Source organism: Novosphingopyxis sp. YJ-S2-01 (assembly GCF_016093175.1).
Taxonomy (GTDB): Bacteria; Pseudomonadota; Alphaproteobacteria; order Sphingomonadales; family Sphingomonadaceae; genus Novosphingopyxis; species Novosphingopyxis iocasae.
The window spans coordinates 855,668-875,142 of record NZ_JAEDAI010000001.1 but is presented as its reverse complement, the minus strand read 5'-3'; the positions used below and the strand labels follow the sequence as shown (position 1 = coordinate 875,142).

19 protein-coding genes are annotated in these 19,475 nt (G+C 65.0%); 9 read left to right on the top strand and 10 right to left on the bottom strand.

Features of this window, described 5'->3' with window-relative positions; genetic code table 11:
- Window positions 1-6 precede the first annotated feature (6 nt).
- Window positions 7-336 (top strand): MerR family transcriptional regulator, encoded by a 330-nt coding sequence (locus I6A82_RS04190; RefSeq protein ID WP_198093859.1) that lies wholly within the window; start codon window positions 7-9, stop codon window positions 334-336.
- Window positions 337-354: 18 nt separating this feature from the next.
- Here I6A82_RS04190 and I6A82_RS04185 read toward each other — a convergent pair whose 3' ends face one another.
- The 3 genes from I6A82_RS04185 to I6A82_RS04175 form a co-directional block, all read right to left on the bottom strand.
- Window positions 355-1,146 (bottom strand): peptidase, encoded by a 792-nt coding sequence (locus I6A82_RS04185; RefSeq protein WP_198093858.1) that lies wholly within the window; start codon window positions 1,144-1,146, stop codon window positions 355-357.
- A 124-nt stretch (window positions 1,147-1,270) separates the two neighbouring features.
- Window positions 1,271-1,816: a SixA phosphatase family protein gene (locus I6A82_RS04180; RefSeq protein WP_198093857.1), complete on the bottom strand. Its 546-nt coding sequence runs from the start codon at window positions 1,814-1,816 to the stop codon at window positions 1,271-1,273.
- Complete coding sequence (locus I6A82_RS04175; protein ID WP_198093856.1) at window positions 1,813-4,581, bottom strand: ATP-dependent DNA helicase; 2,769 nt, start codon at window positions 4,579-4,581, stop codon at window positions 1,813-1,815. The genes I6A82_RS04180 and I6A82_RS04175 overlap by 4 nt, the downstream gene beginning before the upstream one ends.
- A gap of 11 nt (window positions 4,582-4,592) precedes the next feature.
- Here I6A82_RS04175 and I6A82_RS04170 point away from each other — a divergent pair, with 11 nt between their 5' ends.
- A complete protein-coding gene (locus tag I6A82_RS04170) occupies window positions 4,593-6,203 on the top strand; it encodes a lysine--tRNA ligase (protein WP_198093855.1) in 1,611 nt (536 codons plus the stop codon).
- Between the two features lie 12 nt (window positions 6,204-6,215).
- Here the strand turns inward: I6A82_RS04170 and argE are convergent, their stop codons facing one another.
- The 4 genes from argE to I6A82_RS04150 form a co-directional block, all read right to left on the bottom strand.
- Window positions 6,216-7,376, bottom strand: a complete 1,161-nt coding sequence (argE, locus tag I6A82_RS04165) for an acetylornithine deacetylase (RefSeq protein ID WP_198093854.1) — start codon at window positions 7,374-7,376, stop codon at window positions 6,216-6,218.
- The gene (locus I6A82_RS04160) at window positions 7,373-8,389 is read right to left on the bottom strand and encodes a fatty acid desaturase family protein (protein ID WP_332310928.1); all 1,017 of its coding nucleotides are present in this window, start codon (window positions 8,387-8,389) and stop codon (window positions 7,373-7,375) included. The genes argE and I6A82_RS04160 overlap by 4 nt, the downstream gene beginning before the upstream one ends.
- A 264-nt stretch (window positions 8,390-8,653) precedes the next feature.
- The gene (locus I6A82_RS04155) at window positions 8,654-9,157 is read right to left on the bottom strand and encodes a DUF3833 family protein (protein ID WP_198093852.1); all 504 of its coding nucleotides are present in this window, start codon (window positions 9,155-9,157) and stop codon (window positions 8,654-8,656) included.
- 54 nt (window positions 9,158-9,211) lie between these two features.
- Window positions 9,212-9,952: a prolyl hydroxylase family protein gene (locus I6A82_RS04150; protein WP_198093851.1), complete on the bottom strand. Its 741-nt coding sequence runs from the start codon at window positions 9,950-9,952 to the stop codon at window positions 9,212-9,214.
- Window positions 9,953-10,116: 164 nt separating this feature from the next.
- On the opposite strand from I6A82_RS04150, the gene I6A82_RS04145 reads away from it, so the two are divergent.
- Both I6A82_RS04145 and I6A82_RS04140 read left to right on the top strand, forming a co-directional pair.
- Window positions 10,117-10,599, top strand: a complete 483-nt coding sequence (locus I6A82_RS04145) for a pyridoxamine 5'-phosphate oxidase family protein (protein ID WP_198093850.1) — start codon at window positions 10,117-10,119, stop codon at window positions 10,597-10,599.
- A gap of 83 nt (window positions 10,600-10,682) precedes the next feature.
- Window positions 10,683-11,453 carry an SDR family NAD(P)-dependent oxidoreductase gene (locus I6A82_RS04140; RefSeq protein WP_198093849.1) on the top strand — a complete coding sequence of 257 codons (771 nt, stop codon included), beginning with the start codon at window positions 10,683-10,685 and terminating at the stop codon, window positions 11,451-11,453.
- Between the two features lie 22 nt (window positions 11,454-11,475).
- Here I6A82_RS04140 and I6A82_RS04135 read toward each other — a convergent pair whose 3' ends face one another.
- Entirely contained in the window at window positions 11,476-12,000 is a 525-nt protein-coding gene (locus tag I6A82_RS04135) for a GNAT family N-acetyltransferase (protein WP_198093848.1), read from the bottom strand.
- Between the two features lie 93 nt (window positions 12,001-12,093).
- Here I6A82_RS04135 and I6A82_RS04130 point away from each other — a divergent pair, with 93 nt between their 5' ends.
- Window positions 12,094-12,486: a YkvA family protein gene (locus I6A82_RS04130; protein WP_198093847.1), complete on the top strand. Its 393-nt coding sequence runs from the start codon at window positions 12,094-12,096 to the stop codon at window positions 12,484-12,486.
- A gap of 16 nt (window positions 12,487-12,502) precedes the next feature.
- Here the strand turns inward: I6A82_RS04130 and I6A82_RS04125 are convergent, their stop codons facing one another.
- Entirely contained in the window at window positions 12,503-13,723 is a 1,221-nt protein-coding gene (locus I6A82_RS04125) for a polyhydroxyalkanoate depolymerase (RefSeq protein WP_198093846.1), read from the bottom strand.
- Between the two features lie 228 nt (window positions 13,724-13,951).
- Between I6A82_RS04125 and I6A82_RS04120 the strand changes: the two genes are divergently transcribed.
- From I6A82_RS04120 to I6A82_RS04105, 4 genes are all read left to right on the top strand, one after another.
- Window positions 13,952-15,736, top strand: coding sequence for an ABC transporter transmembrane domain-containing protein (locus I6A82_RS04120; protein ID WP_198093845.1), 1,785 nt, complete (start codon window positions 13,952-13,954; stop codon window positions 15,734-15,736).
- A 52-nt stretch (window positions 15,737-15,788) separates the two neighbouring features.
- Window positions 15,789-16,841, top strand: a complete 1,053-nt coding sequence (locus tag I6A82_RS04115; protein WP_198093844.1) for a PAS domain-containing protein — start codon at window positions 15,789-15,791, stop codon at window positions 16,839-16,841.
- Window positions 16,842-16,848: 7 nt separating this feature from the next.
- Window positions 16,849-17,229, top strand: coding sequence for a response regulator (locus tag I6A82_RS04110; protein WP_198093843.1), 381 nt, complete (start codon window positions 16,849-16,851; stop codon window positions 17,227-17,229).
- 116 nt (window positions 17,230-17,345) lie between these two features.
- A complete protein-coding gene (locus I6A82_RS04105) occupies window positions 17,346-18,710 on the top strand; it encodes a serine hydrolase domain-containing protein (protein ID WP_198093842.1) in 1,365 nt (454 codons plus the stop codon).
- A 256-nt stretch (window positions 18,711-18,966) separates the two neighbouring features.
- Here I6A82_RS04105 and I6A82_RS04100 read toward each other — a convergent pair whose 3' ends face one another.
- Complete coding sequence (locus I6A82_RS04100; protein ID WP_187335145.1) at window positions 18,967-19,413, bottom strand: ExbD/TolR family protein; 447 nt, start codon at window positions 19,411-19,413, stop codon at window positions 18,967-18,969.
- Window positions 19,414-19,475 lie beyond the last annotated feature (62 nt).

The following is a 19,475-nucleotide window of genomic DNA, read 5'->3' as shown; positions in this document are numbered from 1 at the left end:
GGAGAGATGGCCGACGAAATCGGCGTGAAACCGCATATTCTGCGTTACTGGGAAGAGCAGTTCCCGATGCTGACGCCGCTCAAGCGCGCGGGCGGCCGCCGCCATTATCGCGCCGAAGATGCGGCGCTGGTGCGCGAGATCCGCGCGCTGTTGCAGGAACGCGGCTTCACGATCAAGGGCGCGCGCCGCCATCTCGAAGCTGCCCGCGGCTCGGAAGAGGCGTCCGCTGCAACGGAAAACCCTGCAACGGAAAACGACCCGGCCGAGATGGGCCGGGTCGTCGAACAATTGGAAGCTATCCGTCAGCGCCTCGAGAGCGCCCTCGACGCCAGTTAATATCGGCTATCGGCTGTTTCAGTCCGGCCGGACCCTGGATTGCAGCCGCGGATCGCGAAGCTCGCGCATACGCTCTCCCCTTTCGCGAACGGCCTCCGCCCGCCTCGCCACAGCGGCGGCACGTGCCTCCGCAGCGCCCGCGTTTCCTCGGCGACCGGGCTGCTCGGCCCCCGCGTTGGCGCGTCGCGCCTGGCGTGCTGCGCGTGCCTGGGCCACAGCCTGGGCCCGCGCCTCTTCTACGCTGACATTGGCACCGGCAGCCACGCCGCCCTGATATCCCGCACGATCGTCCCTGCGATAACGACCACGACGGTCACGATCACCATCGCCGTCGCGATCACGACCGCGCCAGCCGCGCCGATCACCATCGCCATCCCGTCCGCGCCAACGACGCCCGTCGCCGTCACGATCTCCGCGGCGATAATCGCCCCGGTCATGACGGCGCCGCTGATCCCTGTCGAAATCACCCCAATAGCCATCGCGCCGATAATCCCCGCGCCAGCTATTGCGCCGCTGAATCCAGTAATTTCGCTGATAGTCGTTCCAGCGGTAAGGCCGGCGATAGCGATCGTAGACGTAATATCCTGAGCCTGGATAGTAATAATCGCCATACCAACCCCAATAGGGATCACCGAACTGGCTGTAATTATTATACCCATAATAGCCATCATTGTAGCCGTAGCCGTCATAATAGCCGGTACCTACCGAGACTCCGGTATAAAGGCCGTCACCGTAGAGACCGGTACAAGCGCCCAGTCCAAGACTGGTGGCAGCGAGCAAGAGGGCATTGCGAACTTTGAACACGGACATTTCGACTCTCCAGATGCGCATGCTTCAAATAAAGAGGCTATCTGCTGAACAGCCGCTGAAGAATTAATGCATTGGAAAGACTTCGGTTCAACTCGCCCGACCGGGCCGTGCAGAACCGGGACAGTCAGCGCAGATATTGCGGACCCAGATCGGGGGCAAGATCGCGCGGCCGTGTGAACCGTTCCAGGCGCCCCTTGCGATTGTCCAAGTCGGCCCAATCGTCGATATCGAGCGCGATCTCAGCAACGGATGCGGTGGGGAACTTCTCTTCCACATCCTCGCGCGGGCCGCCAGCGCCGTTATCGGGCACCAGATCCAGCACGAGGTCTTCCATGCCCGGATTGTGGCCGCACATCATGACATGCTCCGCCGCGCCGCCGCGGTCACGAAGCACCTCGATCAGCGTGACCGAGGACGCCAGATAGATGCGCTTGTCGATCTCCGGCTCAAGCTTGCGTCCATATCCTTCGACCAACCCGTCAAGCGTCTCGGCGACGCGCACGGCAGGGCTCGCCAGCACAAGATCGAACAGCAAGCGCTGCTCGGCCATCCAGTTGCCGATCACCCGCGCCGCCCGCCAGCCGCGCTCGTTGATCGCGCGGTCCACATCGCGCAGGCCTTCATCCGACCAATCGGACTTGGCGTGGCGGATCAGCGTCAGTTTCTTCATCGGTCGATCAGGTCCTCGCCCAGCAGCTTTTCCAGCTCCGCCCCTTCTTGCCCGCTTTCGCGATGCTCCGAAAGGCCGCTTATGCTGGAAATCGCTTCGGCCAGCGTCACGCGGCGAACCGGCGTGCCCGCAGGGAAGGCGTCGAGAAAGCGCGAGGGCATGGCCGCGGAGAGCATCACGAAGCGTCCGCGGTCGTCGGCCCGGCGAATCAGGCGGCCAAAGGCCTGCGCCAACCGGGCACGAATGATCCGGTCGTCATAGGCGCTGCCGCCCGCCGCCAGCTTGCGCGCCCGGTGCAGGATATTGGGCTTGGGCCAGGGCACGCCCTCCATGATAACAAGCCGCAACGAATGGCCTGGGACGTCGACGCCGTCGCGCAGTGCATCGGTGCCGAGGAGGGAGGCGCGCGGATCGTCCCGGAAGATATCTACCAGCGTGCCGGTGTCGATCGGATCGACATGCTGCGCGTAGAGCGGCAGGCCGGACCGCGCGAGCCTGTCCGCGATTCGCGCATGCACGGCGCGCAGGCGGCGGATGGCGGTGAACAGGCCTAGCGCCCCGCCCCCGCTCGCCTCGATCAATCGCCCATAGGCGTTGGCCAGCGCCGCGGTGTCGCCGCGCTTAATGTCGGTGACGATCAACAGCTCGGCCTGATTCGCATAGTCGAACGGGCTGACGGCGGTGAACTGATCGGCGGGCCTGTCCAGATGAATAGCGCCAGAGCGTGCCTGCGCATTGTCCCAATCCCCGCCGCCGCGCAGCGTGGCGGAGGTGACAATCACGCCATGCGCGGGCTTCAGCACGATCTCGGCCACGGGCCGCATCGGATCGAGCCAGTGGCGGTGCAGGCCCACGTCGAAATCGCGTCCCTCGAACCGATCAACCGCCATCCAGTCGACAAAGTCGGGATCCGCCGCGCCGACCGCGTTGGAGAGCAGCGCGATCCAGCCGCCCAGCAGATCCACGCGCCAGCTCATGCTCGCCATCGCGCCATCGATTCGCGCGCGGGCCTGCGCGTCCATCCAGTCGGGCGGATCGGCGAGAATCGCCTCCAGCCGCCGCCCGAGTACGACCAGCGGGCGCTGCAGCATCTCCAGCGCCTCGATCGCGCCGTTGATCGCCTCCACCGTCGGCCCGTCAAGATCGGCGATCTCCGTTTCCAGGCCATAGCCCGCTTCGGCCGATTTGCTTTCGTCGCGGGCATAGACGAAGCCGCGCACCGCCCAGAGCAGCCGTTCCAGCGGACCGAACGGATCGCCTTCCGCCACGCGTTGCAGCCAGCCATCGGACGGAAGCGCGGTGGCGGCGGTGCGGGCGGCCTCGATCGCGCGGCCGCCTTCGTCATCATAGCTCGCCACATCGGCCAGGCGCGCGGCGAGGCCCCGGCGGCGACCGCGCGATTTGCCTTCCGGGCCGATGATCCAGCGTCTGAGCTCGATCGTCTCCTGCCCGGTCAGCGCCGCAGCGAACATCGAATCGGCGGCATCGAACAGATGATGTCCTTCGTCGAAGATCAAGCGCGTGGGCTGGCTCGCCTGCTCGCGTCCGCGCGCGGCATTGACCATCACGAGCGCATGGTTGGCGATGACGATGTCAGCATCCGCGCTCGCCCGCGCCGCGCGTTCGATGAAGCATTTGCGGTAATGCGGGCAGCCCGCATAGACGCATTCGCCGCGCCGATCGGTCAGCGCCGTCGTGCCGTTGCGCCGGAACAGGGTGACGAGCCAGCCGGGCAGATCGCCGCCGATCATGTCGCCATCGCGGGTGTAGGCGGCCCAGCGCGCCACCAGCTGAGACAGCACGGCGGCGCGTCCCTGAAACCCGCCCTGCAGCGCGTCCTCCAGATTGAGGAGGCACAGATAGTTCTCGCGGCCCTTGCGCACGACCACCTTCTCGCGAAACTGCGCCTCGTCCGGATAGATACGCCGCGTCTCGCCGACCAGTTGGCGCTGCAGGTTCTTCGTATAGGTGCTGATCCACACACCCCCGCCCGACTTCTCGGTCCAACGATGCGCGGGTGCCAGATAGCCCAAAGTCTTGCCGATGCCCGTCCCCGCCTCGGCCAGCAGCATGTTCGGCTGACCCTTCACGGCGCGCGGATTGAAAGCCTTTGCCGCCTCTACCGCGTAGGAGCGCTGCCCCTCACGTCGCTCCGCGCTCTCTCCTGTGAGCTTCGACAGGCTTTTGAGCGCTTCATCCTCATCGACCCGCACCTGCTTGGGCTGCGCGCGCGGCGGACGCTCTTCCCACTCGGGAAGCTTGGCAAACAACCAACGCTCGGCCTTTTCCGGGCGCTTGATTCGGCGGGCGACTTCGGGTGCCCAGGGCCAGCGCAGGCGGAAAAGCGCCTGCGCAGCGTTCCACGCGCCCTCACGCTCCGCCCATGCCGGATCGCCGAGCGTGCCGAGCAACGCTTCGGCCGCCGCGAGATATAACGAAGGTATGGCAGCATCCGCGAGCTCCGAAGTCCCGAGCGGATTTCGAGCGCTGCTTTCGAGCCCCAGCACTCGCGCCAGCCCGGCAGGTGTCGGCACCATGAAGCGGGCGGGATGGACGAACGCGAACAGCTCCAGCAGGTCCAGGCCCGACAGATCGGGGTAGCCCAACCGTCGCCCGACCAGCGGCGCGTTCATCAGAATCACCGGCGTTTCCGCCGCCCGGCCGATGGCATCGCCCTTGGATATCGCGCGCGGCGCGGCGCCCGGCTCGGCCAGCCAAATGCCCGCATGGCTTGCATGCAGCGCGGGGAACGGTAGGTGAGTCACGCCTCCCGCTTATGCCATTCGGGAACGAAAAGGAAACAGCACACGTGGATTATCGCACCGCCGCATCGGACAGCAAGGCCTGGGTTTTCGAAGAGGCGCGCAAGCTTCTGAAGCGCTATCCTGATGGCAAGCCCGGCGGCGAACCGGTGCTGTTCGAAACCGGCTACGGCCCATCGGGTCTGCCGCATATCGGCACCTTCCAGGAAGTGCAGCGCACCACCTGGGTGCGGCAGGCCTATACGATCCTGACCGGCGGCGCGCCGAGCAGGCTGGTGGCGTTCAGCGACGATATGGACGGCCTGCGCAAGGTGCCGGACAATGTGCCCAATCAGGCGATGCTGACCGAACATCTGGGCAAGCCGCTGAGCCGCATTCCCGATCCGTTTGGCAAGCATGAGAGTTTTGCCGCGCACAACAACGCGCAGCTGCGCGACTTCCTAGATCGCTTTGGCTTCGACTATGAGTTCATCAGCGCGAGCGATCGCTACAATAGCGGCGCGTTCGACGATGCGCTGCGCAATGTGCTGCGCCGCTACGACGCGATCATGGACATCATGTTGCCGACCCTTCGCGAGGAACGCCGCAAGACCTACTCGCCGGTGCTGCCGGTCTCGCCGACCAGCGGCGTCGTGCTGCAGGTGCCGGTCGAGGTGGTCGATGCCGAGGCCGGCATGATCCGCTTCGAGGACGAGAGCGGCGAGACGGTCGAGCAGTCGATCCTGGGCGGCAAGGCCAAGCTGCAGTGGAAGGTCGACTGGGCGATGCGCTGGGTGGCGCTGGGCGTCGACTATGAGATGTACGGCAAGGACCTGACCGACAGCGGCGTCCAGTCCGGCCGCATCGCCAAGGTGCTGGGTGGGCGCAAGCCGGAAGGGCTGATCTACGAGCTGTTCCTGGACGAGAAGGGCGAGAAGATCTCCAAGTCCAAGGGCAACGGCCTGACCATCGAGGAGTGGCTGACCTACGGCTCGGACCAGTCGCTGGCCTTCTACATCTTCCCCAACCCCAAGTCCGCCAAGCAGTTGCATGTCGGCGTGATCCCGCGCGCGGTGGACGACTACTACCAGTTCCGCGCCAACTGGCAGGATCAGGATGCGGCCAAGCGCCTCGGCAACCCGGTGCACCACATCCATGACGGCGACGTGCCGGATGTGGAGCTGCCCGTCACCTTCGGCCTGCTCCTCAACCTCGTCGGCGTGATGGGTGGAGAGGCGGACAAGGACGCCGTCTGGGGCTACCTGCGCAACTACGTGCCGGATGCCTCCGCGGAGCGCTATCCGGAGCTGGACGGCCTCATCGACAACGCCCTGGCCTATGCCCGCGACTACATCGCCCCCACCCTCAACCGCCGCGCGCCGGAGGGCGGCGAGGTGGCCGCGCTGGAGCGGCTCGATGCCGAACTGGCCGAGCTGCCGGAAGACGCTGAGGCCGAGGACATCCAGACCATCGTCTACACCATCGGCAAGGATGAGAGCTACGGCTTCGCGTCCCTACGCGACTGGTTCAAGGCGCTGTACGAGACGCTGCTCGGCTCCTCGCAAGGGCCGCGTATGGGCAGCTTCATCCAGCTCTACGGCATCGCCAACACGCGCGCGCTGATCGCCGAGGCCTTGGGGCGCTAAGCCGCCCCCGCCTCACTCCTTCAACCGCGCCGCCAGCCGTTCCATGAACGCGGCGCCGCGGTCGATCTGCTCCAGCGTGATCCACTCGTCGGGCTGGTGCGCCTGCTCGATCGAGCCGGGGCCGCACAGCACCGTGGCGAAACCCGCCCGCGCGAATTGCCCCGCTTCGGCAGCATAGGACACCGCGAGCGCCGGGCCGTTGTCTCCGGTCAGCGATCGCACGAAGGCTTCGGCCGGGCCGTCGGGGACGGGTGCGAGCGGCGGGGTGTGCGACAGCCGCTCCACGCTCACGCCGCATTCTGGAAAGCGCGCCTTCAGCTCGGCATCCACCGCCGCAATCCGCTCCATGAACGGCGCCAGGATCTCCAGCGGGTCCTGCCCCGGCGGGCAGCGCAGATCGAAGACGAAGCGGGCATCGCGGGCCAGGATGTTGCTCGCCGTGCCGCCGCTCATCATGCCCACGGTCAGCGTGGCGTGCGGCGGCGTGAACGGACTGTCCGGATCGGCGCGTCCCTTCAGCCCCTCGGCCAGCGCCGCCAGCTCGCCCATCAGGCCGATCGCCACCATGTTCGCCGACACGCCCAGATGCGTGAGGCTGGAATGCGCTTCGTGCCCGCGCACGCGCACTTCATGCAGCGCGATGCCCTTGTGCCCCGTCACCACCGCCATCGATGTCGGCTCGCCGACGATGGCGAGCGCGGGCGCGGGCACATGGTCCGCAATGCTAGCGATCAGATCGGGCGCGCCCTTGCAGCCCACCTCCTCGTCATAGCTGAGCGCGATGTGCACCGGCCGCTTGCCTTCCTGGAAGCGCGGCACGGCGGCCAGCGCCAGCGCAATGAAAGCTTTCATGTCGCTCGTCCCGCGACCGTGCAGCCTGCCGTCCCGCTCGGTCACCGTCCACGGGTCGCTCGACCAGTCCTGCCCGTCGATCGGCACGACGTCGCTATGGCCGGACAGGATCACCCCACCTTCCACATCCGGGCCCACGGTGGCGTAGAAGTTCGCCTTGGTGCCGTCCGCATTGGGCACGCGGCGGCCGGTGATGCCGAAGCCGGAGAGGTACTCCTCCACCCACTCGATCAGCGCCAGATTGCTGAGCCGCGAGGTGGTGTCGAAGCCCACCAGCGTCTCCAGGATCGCCCGGCCCTTGGCCGCCAGATCGGCGCTCATGCCGCGCTCCCCGCCATGCGCAGCACCGCGACGTAACCCGGCGCGATGGTCATGCGGCTCGTGAGGCCCTTTTTGGCGAGCAGGCGGTGCGCGGCGGGCAGGCGGTAACAGGGGACGGCCATAAACAAATGGTGCTCCGAATGGTAGTTGACCCAATAGGGCGCGACGGTGGCCCGCTCCGCCCAATTGGCATGGGTGGTGCGCGCATGGGTGAAGGGATCGTCCGATCCCGTGGCGGTGCAGGCATGTTCGGCGATGTTGCGCACGCGCAGGAACAGCTGGAACGTGGTGGCGAGCGCGGCCAGCCAGATCAGGAACGGCCACGGCCCCGCGCCGATCGCCCAGGGCACGATCAGCAGCAGCGCGTTGACGGCGAGGAAGCGCAGCATGGCGACACCGGCGAAGGACTTCACCTCGCCCGGCCCCTTCGCCTCACCCCTCTCCACATCCGTAGTCCTGAGCCTGTCGAAGGACGCCTCTCGTCCGAGTGCCTCACCCGCGTCTGAGAACCGCCCTTCGACAGGCTCAGGGCTTACGGTCTTCGGTCGTTGCTGCTTCAGCGCCGCCCATGCCGCCGCGAGCTGCGCGCCACGCGTGCGCAGGAAGGTGCGGCCGGTCAGATCGCGCCACACCTTGCGCCGCAGACTCGCGCCGCTGGTCGGGAAGGGCTTGGAGAGGATGAGGTCAGGGTCCTCCTCCTGCTGCGTGTAGCGGTGATGGGTGAGGTGATAGGTGCGGTAGGCCTTGAGATCGCTGCCGACGGGCGCGCCGGTCAGCCATTCGCCCAGCCGGTTGTTCCAGCGGCGGTTGGGGCTCAGCAGACCATGCGCGGCGTCGTGCATCAGGATGGCCAGCCCCAGCTGCCGCCCGCCGACGATGACGATGGCGAGCAGCACCGCCGGCACCCCGGCGAGCGGCCCCAGCGCATCCCAGGTCCATAGCGCCCCGCCGATGACGAGCGCGATCACCGCCCAGCAATGCACCACCAGCCACGTGCCCCGCCAGCGCGACACCCGTGTGAGCGCACTCCACTCGGCACGGCTGAACAGCTCGAGCGGCCGCGCCGCCTTCACCTGCGCCATGAAGACCCTCCCCGCGCCCGCAGGACGCCAGCTTCACACACTTCACACTGTCCAGAGCGCCTATTTTTCACCGCCGGAAGCGGTAAGCCAACCAAGTCAATCGAGGGGCGCGAATGGCAGAACATTTGCGCAGCATACCCCATAGACCCCGCTGTAGGACAGGGCCTTGTCGCGCCGCTCCCCCGGCCCTCACTCCTAGCGGATCGTCTCGTCCAGCTTGGCGACGGTGATGCCGAGCTTGCTCACTTTCATGCGGTTGAGCGCCACCTTGCCGCCGGGCTGCAAATAGAGCCACTGATCGACGCAGAAGCCGCCTTTCATGCTGTAGGCGAGGTGCAGGCGGTTGCCTTCGCTGGAACCGGTGACGGGGCCTTCGGCATCGGTCAGCGTGCCGGCATAGCGGCCCGGTGCGGTCTCGCGGACCACCCAGGTGCGTTTGCGCTCCGGCTTGTCGCCTTCCTCGATATGCTGGACGAGGCGCAGGCTGCCGTCGTCCAGGCGCGTGCCGTCGCTCGACACGCGAGTCTGTTCGGTCTTGCCGACGATCTTGTCGAGCGTGCCGACGCCTTCGCTATGTCCTTCGAAAAAGGCCAGCGCATCGAAGGGTGGCGCGGGTGCGGCGAGACTTGGTTCGCGGACCTGCCCCAGGCAGGCGGTGAGCGCCAACGGCATCAGCGCGGCAAGGAAGAGCCTTTTCATCGTCACCCTTTCGTTGCAGGGCAAACGCACTGGGCCTGTAAAAAGCTGCCGGGCTTACTGCCCCTCCGCATTGGCGTAGGCGAGTTTCAGCCAGTTGTTCTGCCGAAACCATTTGGTGATGATATATTTCGTGCCGAGCCGCGGCGGCGTACCGGCGTGCAGGGTCTTCATGTTGGGCGTGCCGTCGGGCCGCATATTGTTCCACATCAGCATCATGCCTTTGCGCGGCGTCACGCCGATGCCGAGCTGCGGAAATTCGGTCTCTCCGCCGTCGGGTACATCATTCAGGAAGATCATCGCGGTCCAGCTGCGCTGCCCGCCCTGATGGCGCTCCTGCTGCCAATAGCCTTCGCCCACATGGAAGAAATCATGATGCGGCTTGAACTCCTGGCCGATATGATAACGCTGGCCCTGCATCGTCTCCGAAAAATCATTGGACAGGCCCAGCACTTCGGCGATTCGGTTCTCGATCCGCGAAACGTCCGCGTCGCGGCCATTGAGGTGACAGCTATAGCTGGTGCGGAAATTCTCCTGCTTGGTGCCTTCGTACAGCGTGCTCGGCACCGCCTCGGCATCGATCCGCGCGATCAGCAGATCGCAGTCCGCATCGGGCAAGAAATTCTGATAAACATAGACCTGCGCACCCTCCACATCGACATGCTGGACATAGGGGTTGGCGTTCAGCTTGCGCGTGGCCACCTGGCCGATCTTCTTCAGCTTGGCGGGGTTCGCCGCCGGATCGAGCTTCTTCTTGCGGCGTGCCTGCGCGGCCCCCGCGGTACTTTGTACGTTCATCTCGCTCCCCGGACTGGCCGTCGATTCCGTGGCGCCGGAGTCTTGCCGCTGGGACGCGCTTTTTCAAGAGGGCGTTGGAGGCGCCAATCACGCGGATCGTTCGCCAGGGGGAACGATCCCGGCGGGCCGCACGTTCGAAGGGGCAAACGCAAAGGAGATTTATCATGAACAGCAAGGAAATCGTCGAAAAATTCTGGAAAGCGCTCGACAAGAGCCCGTTCGTCATGATCGGCATTCCCGCGCAGAACGCGCATTCGGAGCCGATGACCGCACAGTTCGACGACGATATCCCGAATTCGCTGTTCTTCTTCGCCGGCAAGGACAATCGCCTGGCAACCGGCCTCGTCTCCCACCCCGAAGCGATGGTGGAGTTTTCCGGGAAGGGCCATGATTTCTTCGCCTCGGTCAGCGGCACGCTGTCCGTCAGCGACGATCGAGACCTGATCGACAAGTTCTGGTCCAACGCGATCGAAGCCTGGTTCGATGGCGGCAAGGACGATCCGAACCTTACCCTGCTGCGCTTCGACATGAAAAATGCCGAAATGTGGGAAGCCGATCTTTCGGCAGCGAACAAGCTGAAGATGCTGTTCGGCGGCGACATCAATTATGGCGATCCCAAGGAAAAGCACGTCGAAACGACGATGTGATCGTCTTCGATATTTAGAACGATGGAACCCCGCTCCGGCGGGGTTTCTTGTATCAAGGGGGCAGGCAAACATCGGAGACATTTATGGACCAGCAGCCCCAGACCCTTAGCGGCAAGGTCGCACTCATCACCGGCGCGGCGGGCGCGATCGGCACCGCCACCGCGGCTCTGATGGCCGCGCGCGGCGCAAAGATCGTCGCGGTCGATATCGAAGGCGCGGACACCGCGGCGCTGGAAAAGGCCGTGCCGGGCGAACAGCTCAAGATCGTAACCGCGGATGTCACCGATGAAGCATCGGTGCGCGATTATGTGAAGGCGGCGCGCGAAGCCTTTGGCGGGCGGATCGACATCTTCCACAACAATGCCGGGATCGAGGGGCCGGTGAAACCCATCGGCGATTATCCGCTCGACGAATTCAAGAAAGTATTCGACGTCAATGTGAACGGCGTGTTCCTGGGCTTGAAGCATGTCGTCCCCGTGATGCTGGAACAGGGATCGGGCGCGATCGTGAACAGCTCCAGCGTGGCCGGGCTCAGCGGAGCGCCGGGCATGAGCGGCTACAACGCCTCGAAGCACGCCGTGCTCGGCCTTACCCGCGTGGTGGCGCTGGAAGTTGCGGGCAAGGGGGTGCGCTGCAACTGCATCAATCCCGGGCCGATCGACAGCCGCATGATGGATTCGCTCGACAAGGGCCGGGATACGACACAGGAAGCGCGCGAAAAAGGCGTGCCCGAGGGCCGCTATGGCCGCCCCGAAGAGGTGGCGCGGCTGGTGGCCTTCCTCGCTTCGGACGATGCGGAATATATCAACGGCGCGTTCCATTCGATCGACGGCGCGCTGCACGTTTCGACCTGAACGCCGCGTTCGTGCGCCGGGCTCAGCCGCCCGGCGCAAGCCGCTCCAGCACCACCGTTTCGCTGCCGTGATAGTCGGCGCGCCGCGTTTCGGCGAAACCGTGGCGCGCAGCGAGGCGGAGCGAGGGTTCGTTTTCCGGCGCGATGATGCAGCACAGCTTGCTATTCAGCTGCGCATCGGCCCAGCGAAGCGCTGCCGCCAAAGCTTCGCCGCCATAACCTTTGCCGTGGAAGTCTGGGCCGAACACCCAGGCGCCTTCCGGGATGGCGGGCAGCGGCGGGTCGATTTCCCGCTCGAACCGGCCAAAACCGATCTGGCCGACATAAGCACCGCTCGTGCGCTCTTCGATCGTCCAGAGGCCGTAGTCCAGGAGAGCCCAGAAGCCGGGGCCGCGAAGAAACTTCTCCCAAGCCTGCGCGCGCGTCAGCGGCCCGCCGATATAACGGTGCACGCGTTCTTCCTGCCCGGCGGCATAGGCCGCGTCGAAATCGGCGAGCGTCTGCGCGCGCAGAATCAGCCGATCGGTGGTGATGAGCGGGGCGTCCATGCCTGCCATCCTAGCGCGCCGTCCGCGCTTGCCTAGCTTGGCGCTTGCCGGGAGCGGCGGTCTGTTTAGGTTGCTCGCGGAAAAGGACCACCGATGCCGCAGCCGGACAAAACCGACAAACCCAGTCTTGCGGAGCGCTTGGCGATCGAGCTGGTCGCGATTTGGCTGGCGGTGCGCGATCCACGCACGCCCATGCTCGCAAAGATCGCCGGCTGGCTGGTCGTCGCTTATGCGGTATCGCCGATCGATCTGATCCCGGATTTCATTCCGGTGATCGGCCTGCTTGACGACGCGCTGATCGTACCGGCGGGTCTGTGGCTGGTCGAACGATTGACAGGCGCGGCGCTGATGGCGGAATTCCGGGCGGCGGCTCGCAAGGGCGGCGAACATCCCGCGATGCGCTGGGGCGCGCTGATCGTCCTTGGACTATGGGCCGCGCTGCTGCTGGCGGCGCTTTACGGCTGGCACGTCGCCGCCGAAAACTAAAGCGCCCCTTGCCGCCTCAATCGTTGTGCTTGGCGATCCATTCCTCGACCACGGGCGCAATCTTGGTGCGCCATTTGCTGCCGTTGAAGATGCCGTAATGGCCCGCGCCCTCGGCCATATAATATTTCTTCTCGGCCTCGGGCAGCTTTTTGGCCAGCGTCAGCGAGGCCTTGGTCTGGCCGAGGCCGCTGATATCGTCATTCTCGCCCTCGATGGCGAGCAGCGCGGTCTTGGTGATCGCACCGGGATCGACCAGGCGGCCGCGGTGCAGCCATTCCCCCTTGGGCAGGGCATGGCGCTGAAACACGATCTCGATGGTCTGGAGGTAGAATTCAGCGGTCATGTCGCAGACCGAGCGATATTCCTCGTAGAAATCCTTGCTGGCGCTGGCGCTTTCCTCATCGCCCTTCACCAGATGCTTGAACATCTCATAATGGCTGTTGAGGTGGCTGCCGAGGTTCATCGACATGAAGCCCGCCAGCTGCAGGAAGCCGGGATAGACCTTGCGCCCCGCGCCGGGATACAGGCCGGGCACGGTGGCGATCACATTCTGCGCGAACCAGGCGTGCGGCCGTTCGGTGGCAAGCGTGTTGACCGCGGTCGGCGCCTCGCGCGTGTCGATCGGCCCGCCCATCAGGGTGAGCGTCTTGGGCACGCAGGGGTTCTCGTCCTGCGTCATGAAGGCGGTGGCGGCGTAGCAGGGCACCGAGGGCTGGCAGACCGCCAGCATGTGCGCGCCCGGGCCGATTTCCTCCAGAAATTCGACGATATAGTCGATATAATCATCCAGATCGAAGCTGCCCGCTTCCACGGGCACATTCTTCGCATCGCGCCAGTCGGTGATGTAGACATCATGGCCAGGCAGCATGCGCTCCACCGTGCCGCGCAAAAGCGTCGCGAAATGGCCGGACATCGGCGCAACGATCAAGAGGCGCGGCTGGCCCTCAACGCCTTCCTTAACGAAGTGCTTGAGCTGACCGAAGGCTTTGCGCGCCGCGATCTCTTCCTTCACGACCACGGTCTTGCCGTCGACTTCGACAGATTCGATGCCGAAAGCAGGCTTGCCGCGCGGGCTTGCGGCGTGCGCGAACACGTCCAGCGCCGAGGCCACGACCGGCCCCGCCCCCACATAGCTGAGCGGATTCAGCGGGTTGGTGAGCAAATTTGCGCCCATGTTCGCAAACACGCTGGCACCGGCCAGAAGTGAGCGCTGAAATTCGTAGCTGGCGTAAAGCATGAGAGGCCTTCGAATATTCGGTATGTCGGACGACGCAACGTAAGCGCGAAAGGTTAATGTTGCAATGCAGTGCGCGGTTTGCTGGCCCGCGTGCTGTTTTCGCAACGACCGGAGCCGAACCAGCGAACGGGTATGCGGGAGGGTGGACTGGCAGGGATATGCTGGGGAAACTCTCAGCGCGCCTTTGCCACTAGGCTAACCCCCCTCCCCCTGCTAACCGATCCGCCCATGGCACGGCGTCCCACGAAAGCTGCGATCGAACCGGGGTCCGCCCGCAAGCTCGGCAGCCTCAAGATCGTTTTCCGTTATCTGTTGAATTACCCGAAGCAGCTGGCCTTTGCCGCCGCCTCGCTTCTGCTGGCGGCGCTGGCGACGCTCGCCATCCCGCGCCAGTTGCAGCAGATGGTGGACAAGGGCTTCGGCTCCTCCACCGGCAATATCGCGCCCTATTTCCATTACATGTTCATGATCGTGGGCGTGCTGGCCATCGCCACCGCCGCGCGCTTCTATTTCGTCAGCTGGCTGGGCGAGCGGGTGGTGGCCGATATCCGCCGCGCGGTGCAGGACAATCTGCTGCGCCAGGCCCCGCGCTTCTTCGAGGAAAACCGGCCGAGCGAGATCGCATCGCGCCTCACCGCGGACACCTCGGTGATCGAACAGACCGTTGGCACCACCGTTTCCATCGCCCTGCGCAATATCGTGCTGGGCATCGGCGGTATCATCTATCTGTTCGTGCTGGCGCCGGGCCTGGCCGCCATGCTGCTGATCGGCATTCCATTGATCATCGTGCCGATCGTGCTGATCGGCCGGAAGGTGCGCCAGATCTCCCGCCACAGCCAGGACCGGATCGCCGATGTCGGCGCGATGGTGTCCGAAACGCTGGGCGCGATGAAGATCGTGCAGGCCTTCGGGCAGGAACCGCGCGAGCGCAGCCGCTTTGCCGTCGCGGTGGAAGACAGCTTCGATACCGCGCGGCGGCGGATCAAATGGCGTGCGGGGCTGACGCTTGTCGTCATCAGCATGATTTTCGGCGCGATCACCGGCATCATGTGGGAAGGCGCAACGGACGTTGTCTCCGGGCAGCTGACCGGCGGCACCATCACCGCCTTCATCTTTGCCGGCGTGCTCACCGCCTCCAGCTTCGGCGCGCTGACCGAAGTGTGGGGCGATATCCTGCGCGGTGCGGGCGCGGCGAGCCGTCTGGGCGAACTGCTGCAGGCCGAACCGGACATCGCGCGGCCCGCCAAGGCGGTGGATATGCCCGCCCCGCGCGGCAGCCTGGCCTTCGATCACGTCACCTTCCGCTATCCCACGCGTCCGGACGACCGCGCGCTCGACGATTTCACGCTGACCGTGGAGCCGGGCGAGACCGTGGCCGTGGTCGGCCCCTCGGGCGCGGGCAAGTCCACGCTGTTCCAGCTGGCCTTGCGCTTCTACGATCCGCAGCGCGGCAGCATCCGCATCGATGGCGTGCCGCTCGCCAATGCCGATCCCGCGGAACTGCGCCGCCGCATCGCCTATGTGCCGCAGGAAACCGTGCTGTTCGCCGCCAGCGCGCGCGACAATCTGCGCTATGGGCGCTGGGACGCGGAGGATGAGGAATTGTGGGAGGCCGCACGCCTCGCCAACGCCGAAAGCTTCCTGCGCGGCTTGCCGCAGGGCCTCGACACCTATCTGGGCGAAGGCGGGGCGCGCCTGTCCGGCGGGCAGCGCCAGCGCATCGCGATCGCCCGCGCCATGCTGCGCAAGGCGCCGATCCTGCTGCTGGACGAAGCCACCAGCGCGCTGGACGCGGAGAGCGAGCGGCTGGTGCAAGACGCGCTCGACCGGCTGATGGCGGACCGCACCACTGTCGTGATCGCGCACCGCCTGGCCACGGTGCGCTCTGCCGACCGGATCGTGGTGATGGACGAAGGCCGCATCGTCGAACAGGGCAGCCATCTGGAGCTGGAAGGCGCGGGCGGATTGTACGAACGGCTGGCCCGTCTTCAGTTCGAACATGGTTCCGCCTGAGGGCCACTTTTTGTTCGCTGGCGTTCGCGCTCCATTGTGTTAACTGTCGCGAATGGCAGAGAAATACGACCAGTCCATGGAAGCGTTCGACGATTCGCCCGGCCGATTTCGCAGCGTCCAGAATACGGAGCGTTTTTCCGGCGCTTCCGGTTTGTTGTTCGAACAGGCCATGGCGCAGACGCGCATGGCGATCTGCCTGACCGATCCGAATCAGGAAGACGATCCGATCGTTTTCTGCAACCGCGCGTTCCGCGAGCTGACGGGCTATGACGAGGATGAGATCGTCGGCCATAATTGCCGTTTCCTGCAGGGCCCGGACAGCGACCCCGAAACCGTGGCTCGCCTCCGCAAGGCGGTGGAAAACCGCGAAGTTACCGTGGTGGAGCTGCTGAATTACCGCAAGGACGGCACGGCCTTCTGGAACGCGCTGCATGTCGGCCCGATCTATGACGACGACGACAATCTGAAATATCTTTTCGGCAGCCAGTGGGACGTCACCGATGTGCACGCCGCGCGCGCCGACGAACGCCATGCCAAGATGATGGCGCGCGAGCTCAGCCACCGCGTGAAGAACATGTTCTCGGTCATTTCGGCCATCGTGAACATGGCCGGGCGCGACCGGGGGCAGGAGGAGATGGCCGACTGGATCACATCGCGGATCCAGGCGCTGGGCCGCGCGTACGAAACCACGCTCGACGAGGCGAGCTCGGGCAGCATCGGCGTCGGCCAGATGATGCGCGCGGTGCTCGGCCCCTATGACGGCGGCGGCGAAAATATCAGCTATCGGGGTGAGCCGGTAAAGCTGGACACCAACATCGTATCGATGCTCGGCCTGACGCTGCACGAGCTGGCGACGAACGCCATCAAATATGGCGCGCTCAGCACCGACCACGGCAAGGTGACGATCGAATGGGAAGCCGAAGACGGCGAGCTCGCGATCGACTGGCGCGAAGACGGCGGCCCCGCGGTTACCGAACCACCCGAAGGCAAGGGCAGCGGATCGAACATCGTGCGCCGCCTGCTCGCCGCCGCCGAAGGCACCATCCGTTACGACTGGCGGCCGCAGGGCCTGCATGTGTGCGTGCGCGTTCCGTTGGATGACTGAGAGCGACATGGCCAACACAATGCGTGGAGACGCCCTGAAGGGGCGCGATATCCTCGTGGTCGAGGACGAGCCGACAATTGCGCTCGATCTGCAGATCGCGCTGGAGGACCATGGCGCTTCGGTCCGCACCGCGCGGACATTGGCGCGTGCGCTGGAACGCGTGGAAGCTCAGGCACCGGATGCGGCGATCCTCGATGTGACGCTGGGTCAGGAAAAGACCTGCGAGCCGGTGGCGCGCGCGTTGCAAAAGCTTCGCGTCCCCTTCCTGCTGCATTCGGGCGATCTGGACCGGCAGGGCGAGCTGATCCACCGGCTTGGCGCGCCTGTTATCGCCAAGCCTGCCGCGAACCGCGAATTGATCGAACGACTGAGCGAGCTGCTCGCCTGAACTTTCAGGCTTGAGCGCCTCGGCTGAGGCTCCAGTTCGTGAACCCTCGCCGATGAGCCGCTCGCGCAGCGGCCCTGCGTCTGTCAGACTACGCCGGTCAGCGCAGGAGCGAGATCATGGTGCGAAAAGCAGTGACGTTGGGCTTGGCTCTGGCAGTCACGCCTTTGGGAAGCGCGGCGCAGGCCGAACCGGCCCGCCAGCTCTTCGATGAATGGCTCGGCACGTTCAATTCGGGTGATAGTTCGGCGATCACGGCATTCGCACGCACACATCTGAACGATCCGCTGGCGGTGACCCCGCGAAATCAGCGCACCGAAACCTGTGGCTTCGATCTGGTGCGCGTGGAGAAGGACGAAGGCACCGCCTTCAGCGCGCTGCTGGCCGAGCGCTGCTTTCCGGCGCTGTCCCGGCTCTCCTTCAGGGTGGATGAGGACGGCGAGACGCTGCGCGATTTCAATCTGCAGCCGTTCGCGATGGCACCGGAGCGAGCCTGGGCGGCAACGACGGACATCGCGAACAGGCTTGCCGAGCGGGACGAATTCGCCGGATCAATCATCGTGGTGCGGGATCGCGAGGCGCCGTGGATGCTGTCCCGTGGCAGCTTTTCACATGACGATCCGCGGCCGATCACAGCTGATACGCCCAGGTTTCTGGCCTCGGCGGGGAAAATGTTCACCGCGGTCGCGATCCTCCAGCTTCTCGAACAGGGCAAGGTGGCGCTGGACGCGCCGCTGTCGCGCTATCTGCCGGACTATCCGAACCGGGAGATGGCGAAGGTGACCATCCGGCAGTTGCTCAACCATCGCGGCGGTACCGGTGATGCGGGGATATTGCAGCGCGAGGATGCGGCCAACCGCGCCTGGGTTCGCACGATCGACGATCTGATCAAACTTAACGGCAACCGGGCTCCTGCTTTCACACCAGGCAGTCAGAGCGATTATTCGAACTACGGCTTTATCCTGCTCGGTGCGGTGATCGAGCGCGTGTCCGGCGAACGCTATCCGGACTTCATCCAGGCCCATGTCTTCGAGCCCGCGGGAATGACCGAAGCGGGTTATCCCGACCGCGATCACATCGCGGACGTCCCCGTGGGCTATTCCACTTTCTTCGAAAGCGAGCCCGAAGCCATTCCCAGCACCGATGCGCTGCCCTGGAGCGGATCGGCGGCGGGCGGCGGGGTGGCGAGTGCCGAGGATCTGGTGCGCTTCTTCGCCGCGCTACAGGCAGGCAAGCTGGTCTCCGCGGAAACGCTCGCGATGGCCACGGTGCCAGGCGACACACCCTGGTACGGCCTGGGCTTCGTGGTGCAGGAGGGCAAGCATCCGCTCTGGGGCCATGGCGGCTTTTCCTACGGCATGAGCGTGGCCGCCCAGCGCTTTCCAAAGGACGGGCGCACCTTCATCTGTATAGCCACGCGCGACATGGCCTGCGACCGTCTGATCTACGCCTGGTTCGACCGCACCTTCGGCCTGATCGAATAAGGGTAAGTTGGTTTATCGATTTGAGACCAACCGGTCGCTGGGCGCGTGGGGGCGCAGTGGCGCAGTTCGGGGACTTGCGCCATTAGTGGAGCGCTTAGCGGCGCTAGATACGCTCTCGCGTCAGCCGCCGCACGCTGATCAGCTACACTTCGCCTTCCTTCACAAAGACGCTATGCGGAAGCCGGAACGGCCTTTTTCCAACGAAAAAAGGCGGCACCTTGCGGTACCGCCTTTCTCTGTTCCGAAAAAAGTCAGCTTATTTGGGCATGACCGCAGCTTTGCCGAATTGGCGGAACTGCTCGTTCCCGACAAACCCGAATTTGGTGATGCCCGAGCGCTTGATCGACGCCAGCGCTTCGTCGACGATCACATAGCGTGTGGTCGCGGAGGGCTGAAACTGCAATTCAGGCTCCGGTGTCATCTGCCGCGATTCCTGAAGCAGCTGGTCGAACTGCTGCAAGGTAATCGGCTGGCCGTTCCACTGGATGACGTCGTCCGGCGTGATGATCACTTTGTTCACCACGGGATCGACTAGCGGCGGCGGGTTGCTGCTATCGACCGGCAGATCGATCTTCACCGCGTGTGTCTGAACCGGGATGGTGATGATGAACATGATGAGAAGCACGAGCATGACGTCGATCAGCGGCGTCGTGTTCATCTCCATCATGGGGGCGCCGTCGTCGCGACCACCGCTCATTGCCATGACATTTTCTCCTAAATTGGTCTCTGCGGGACGCCGCTGGCGCCCCGAGCTAACAGGTCGCG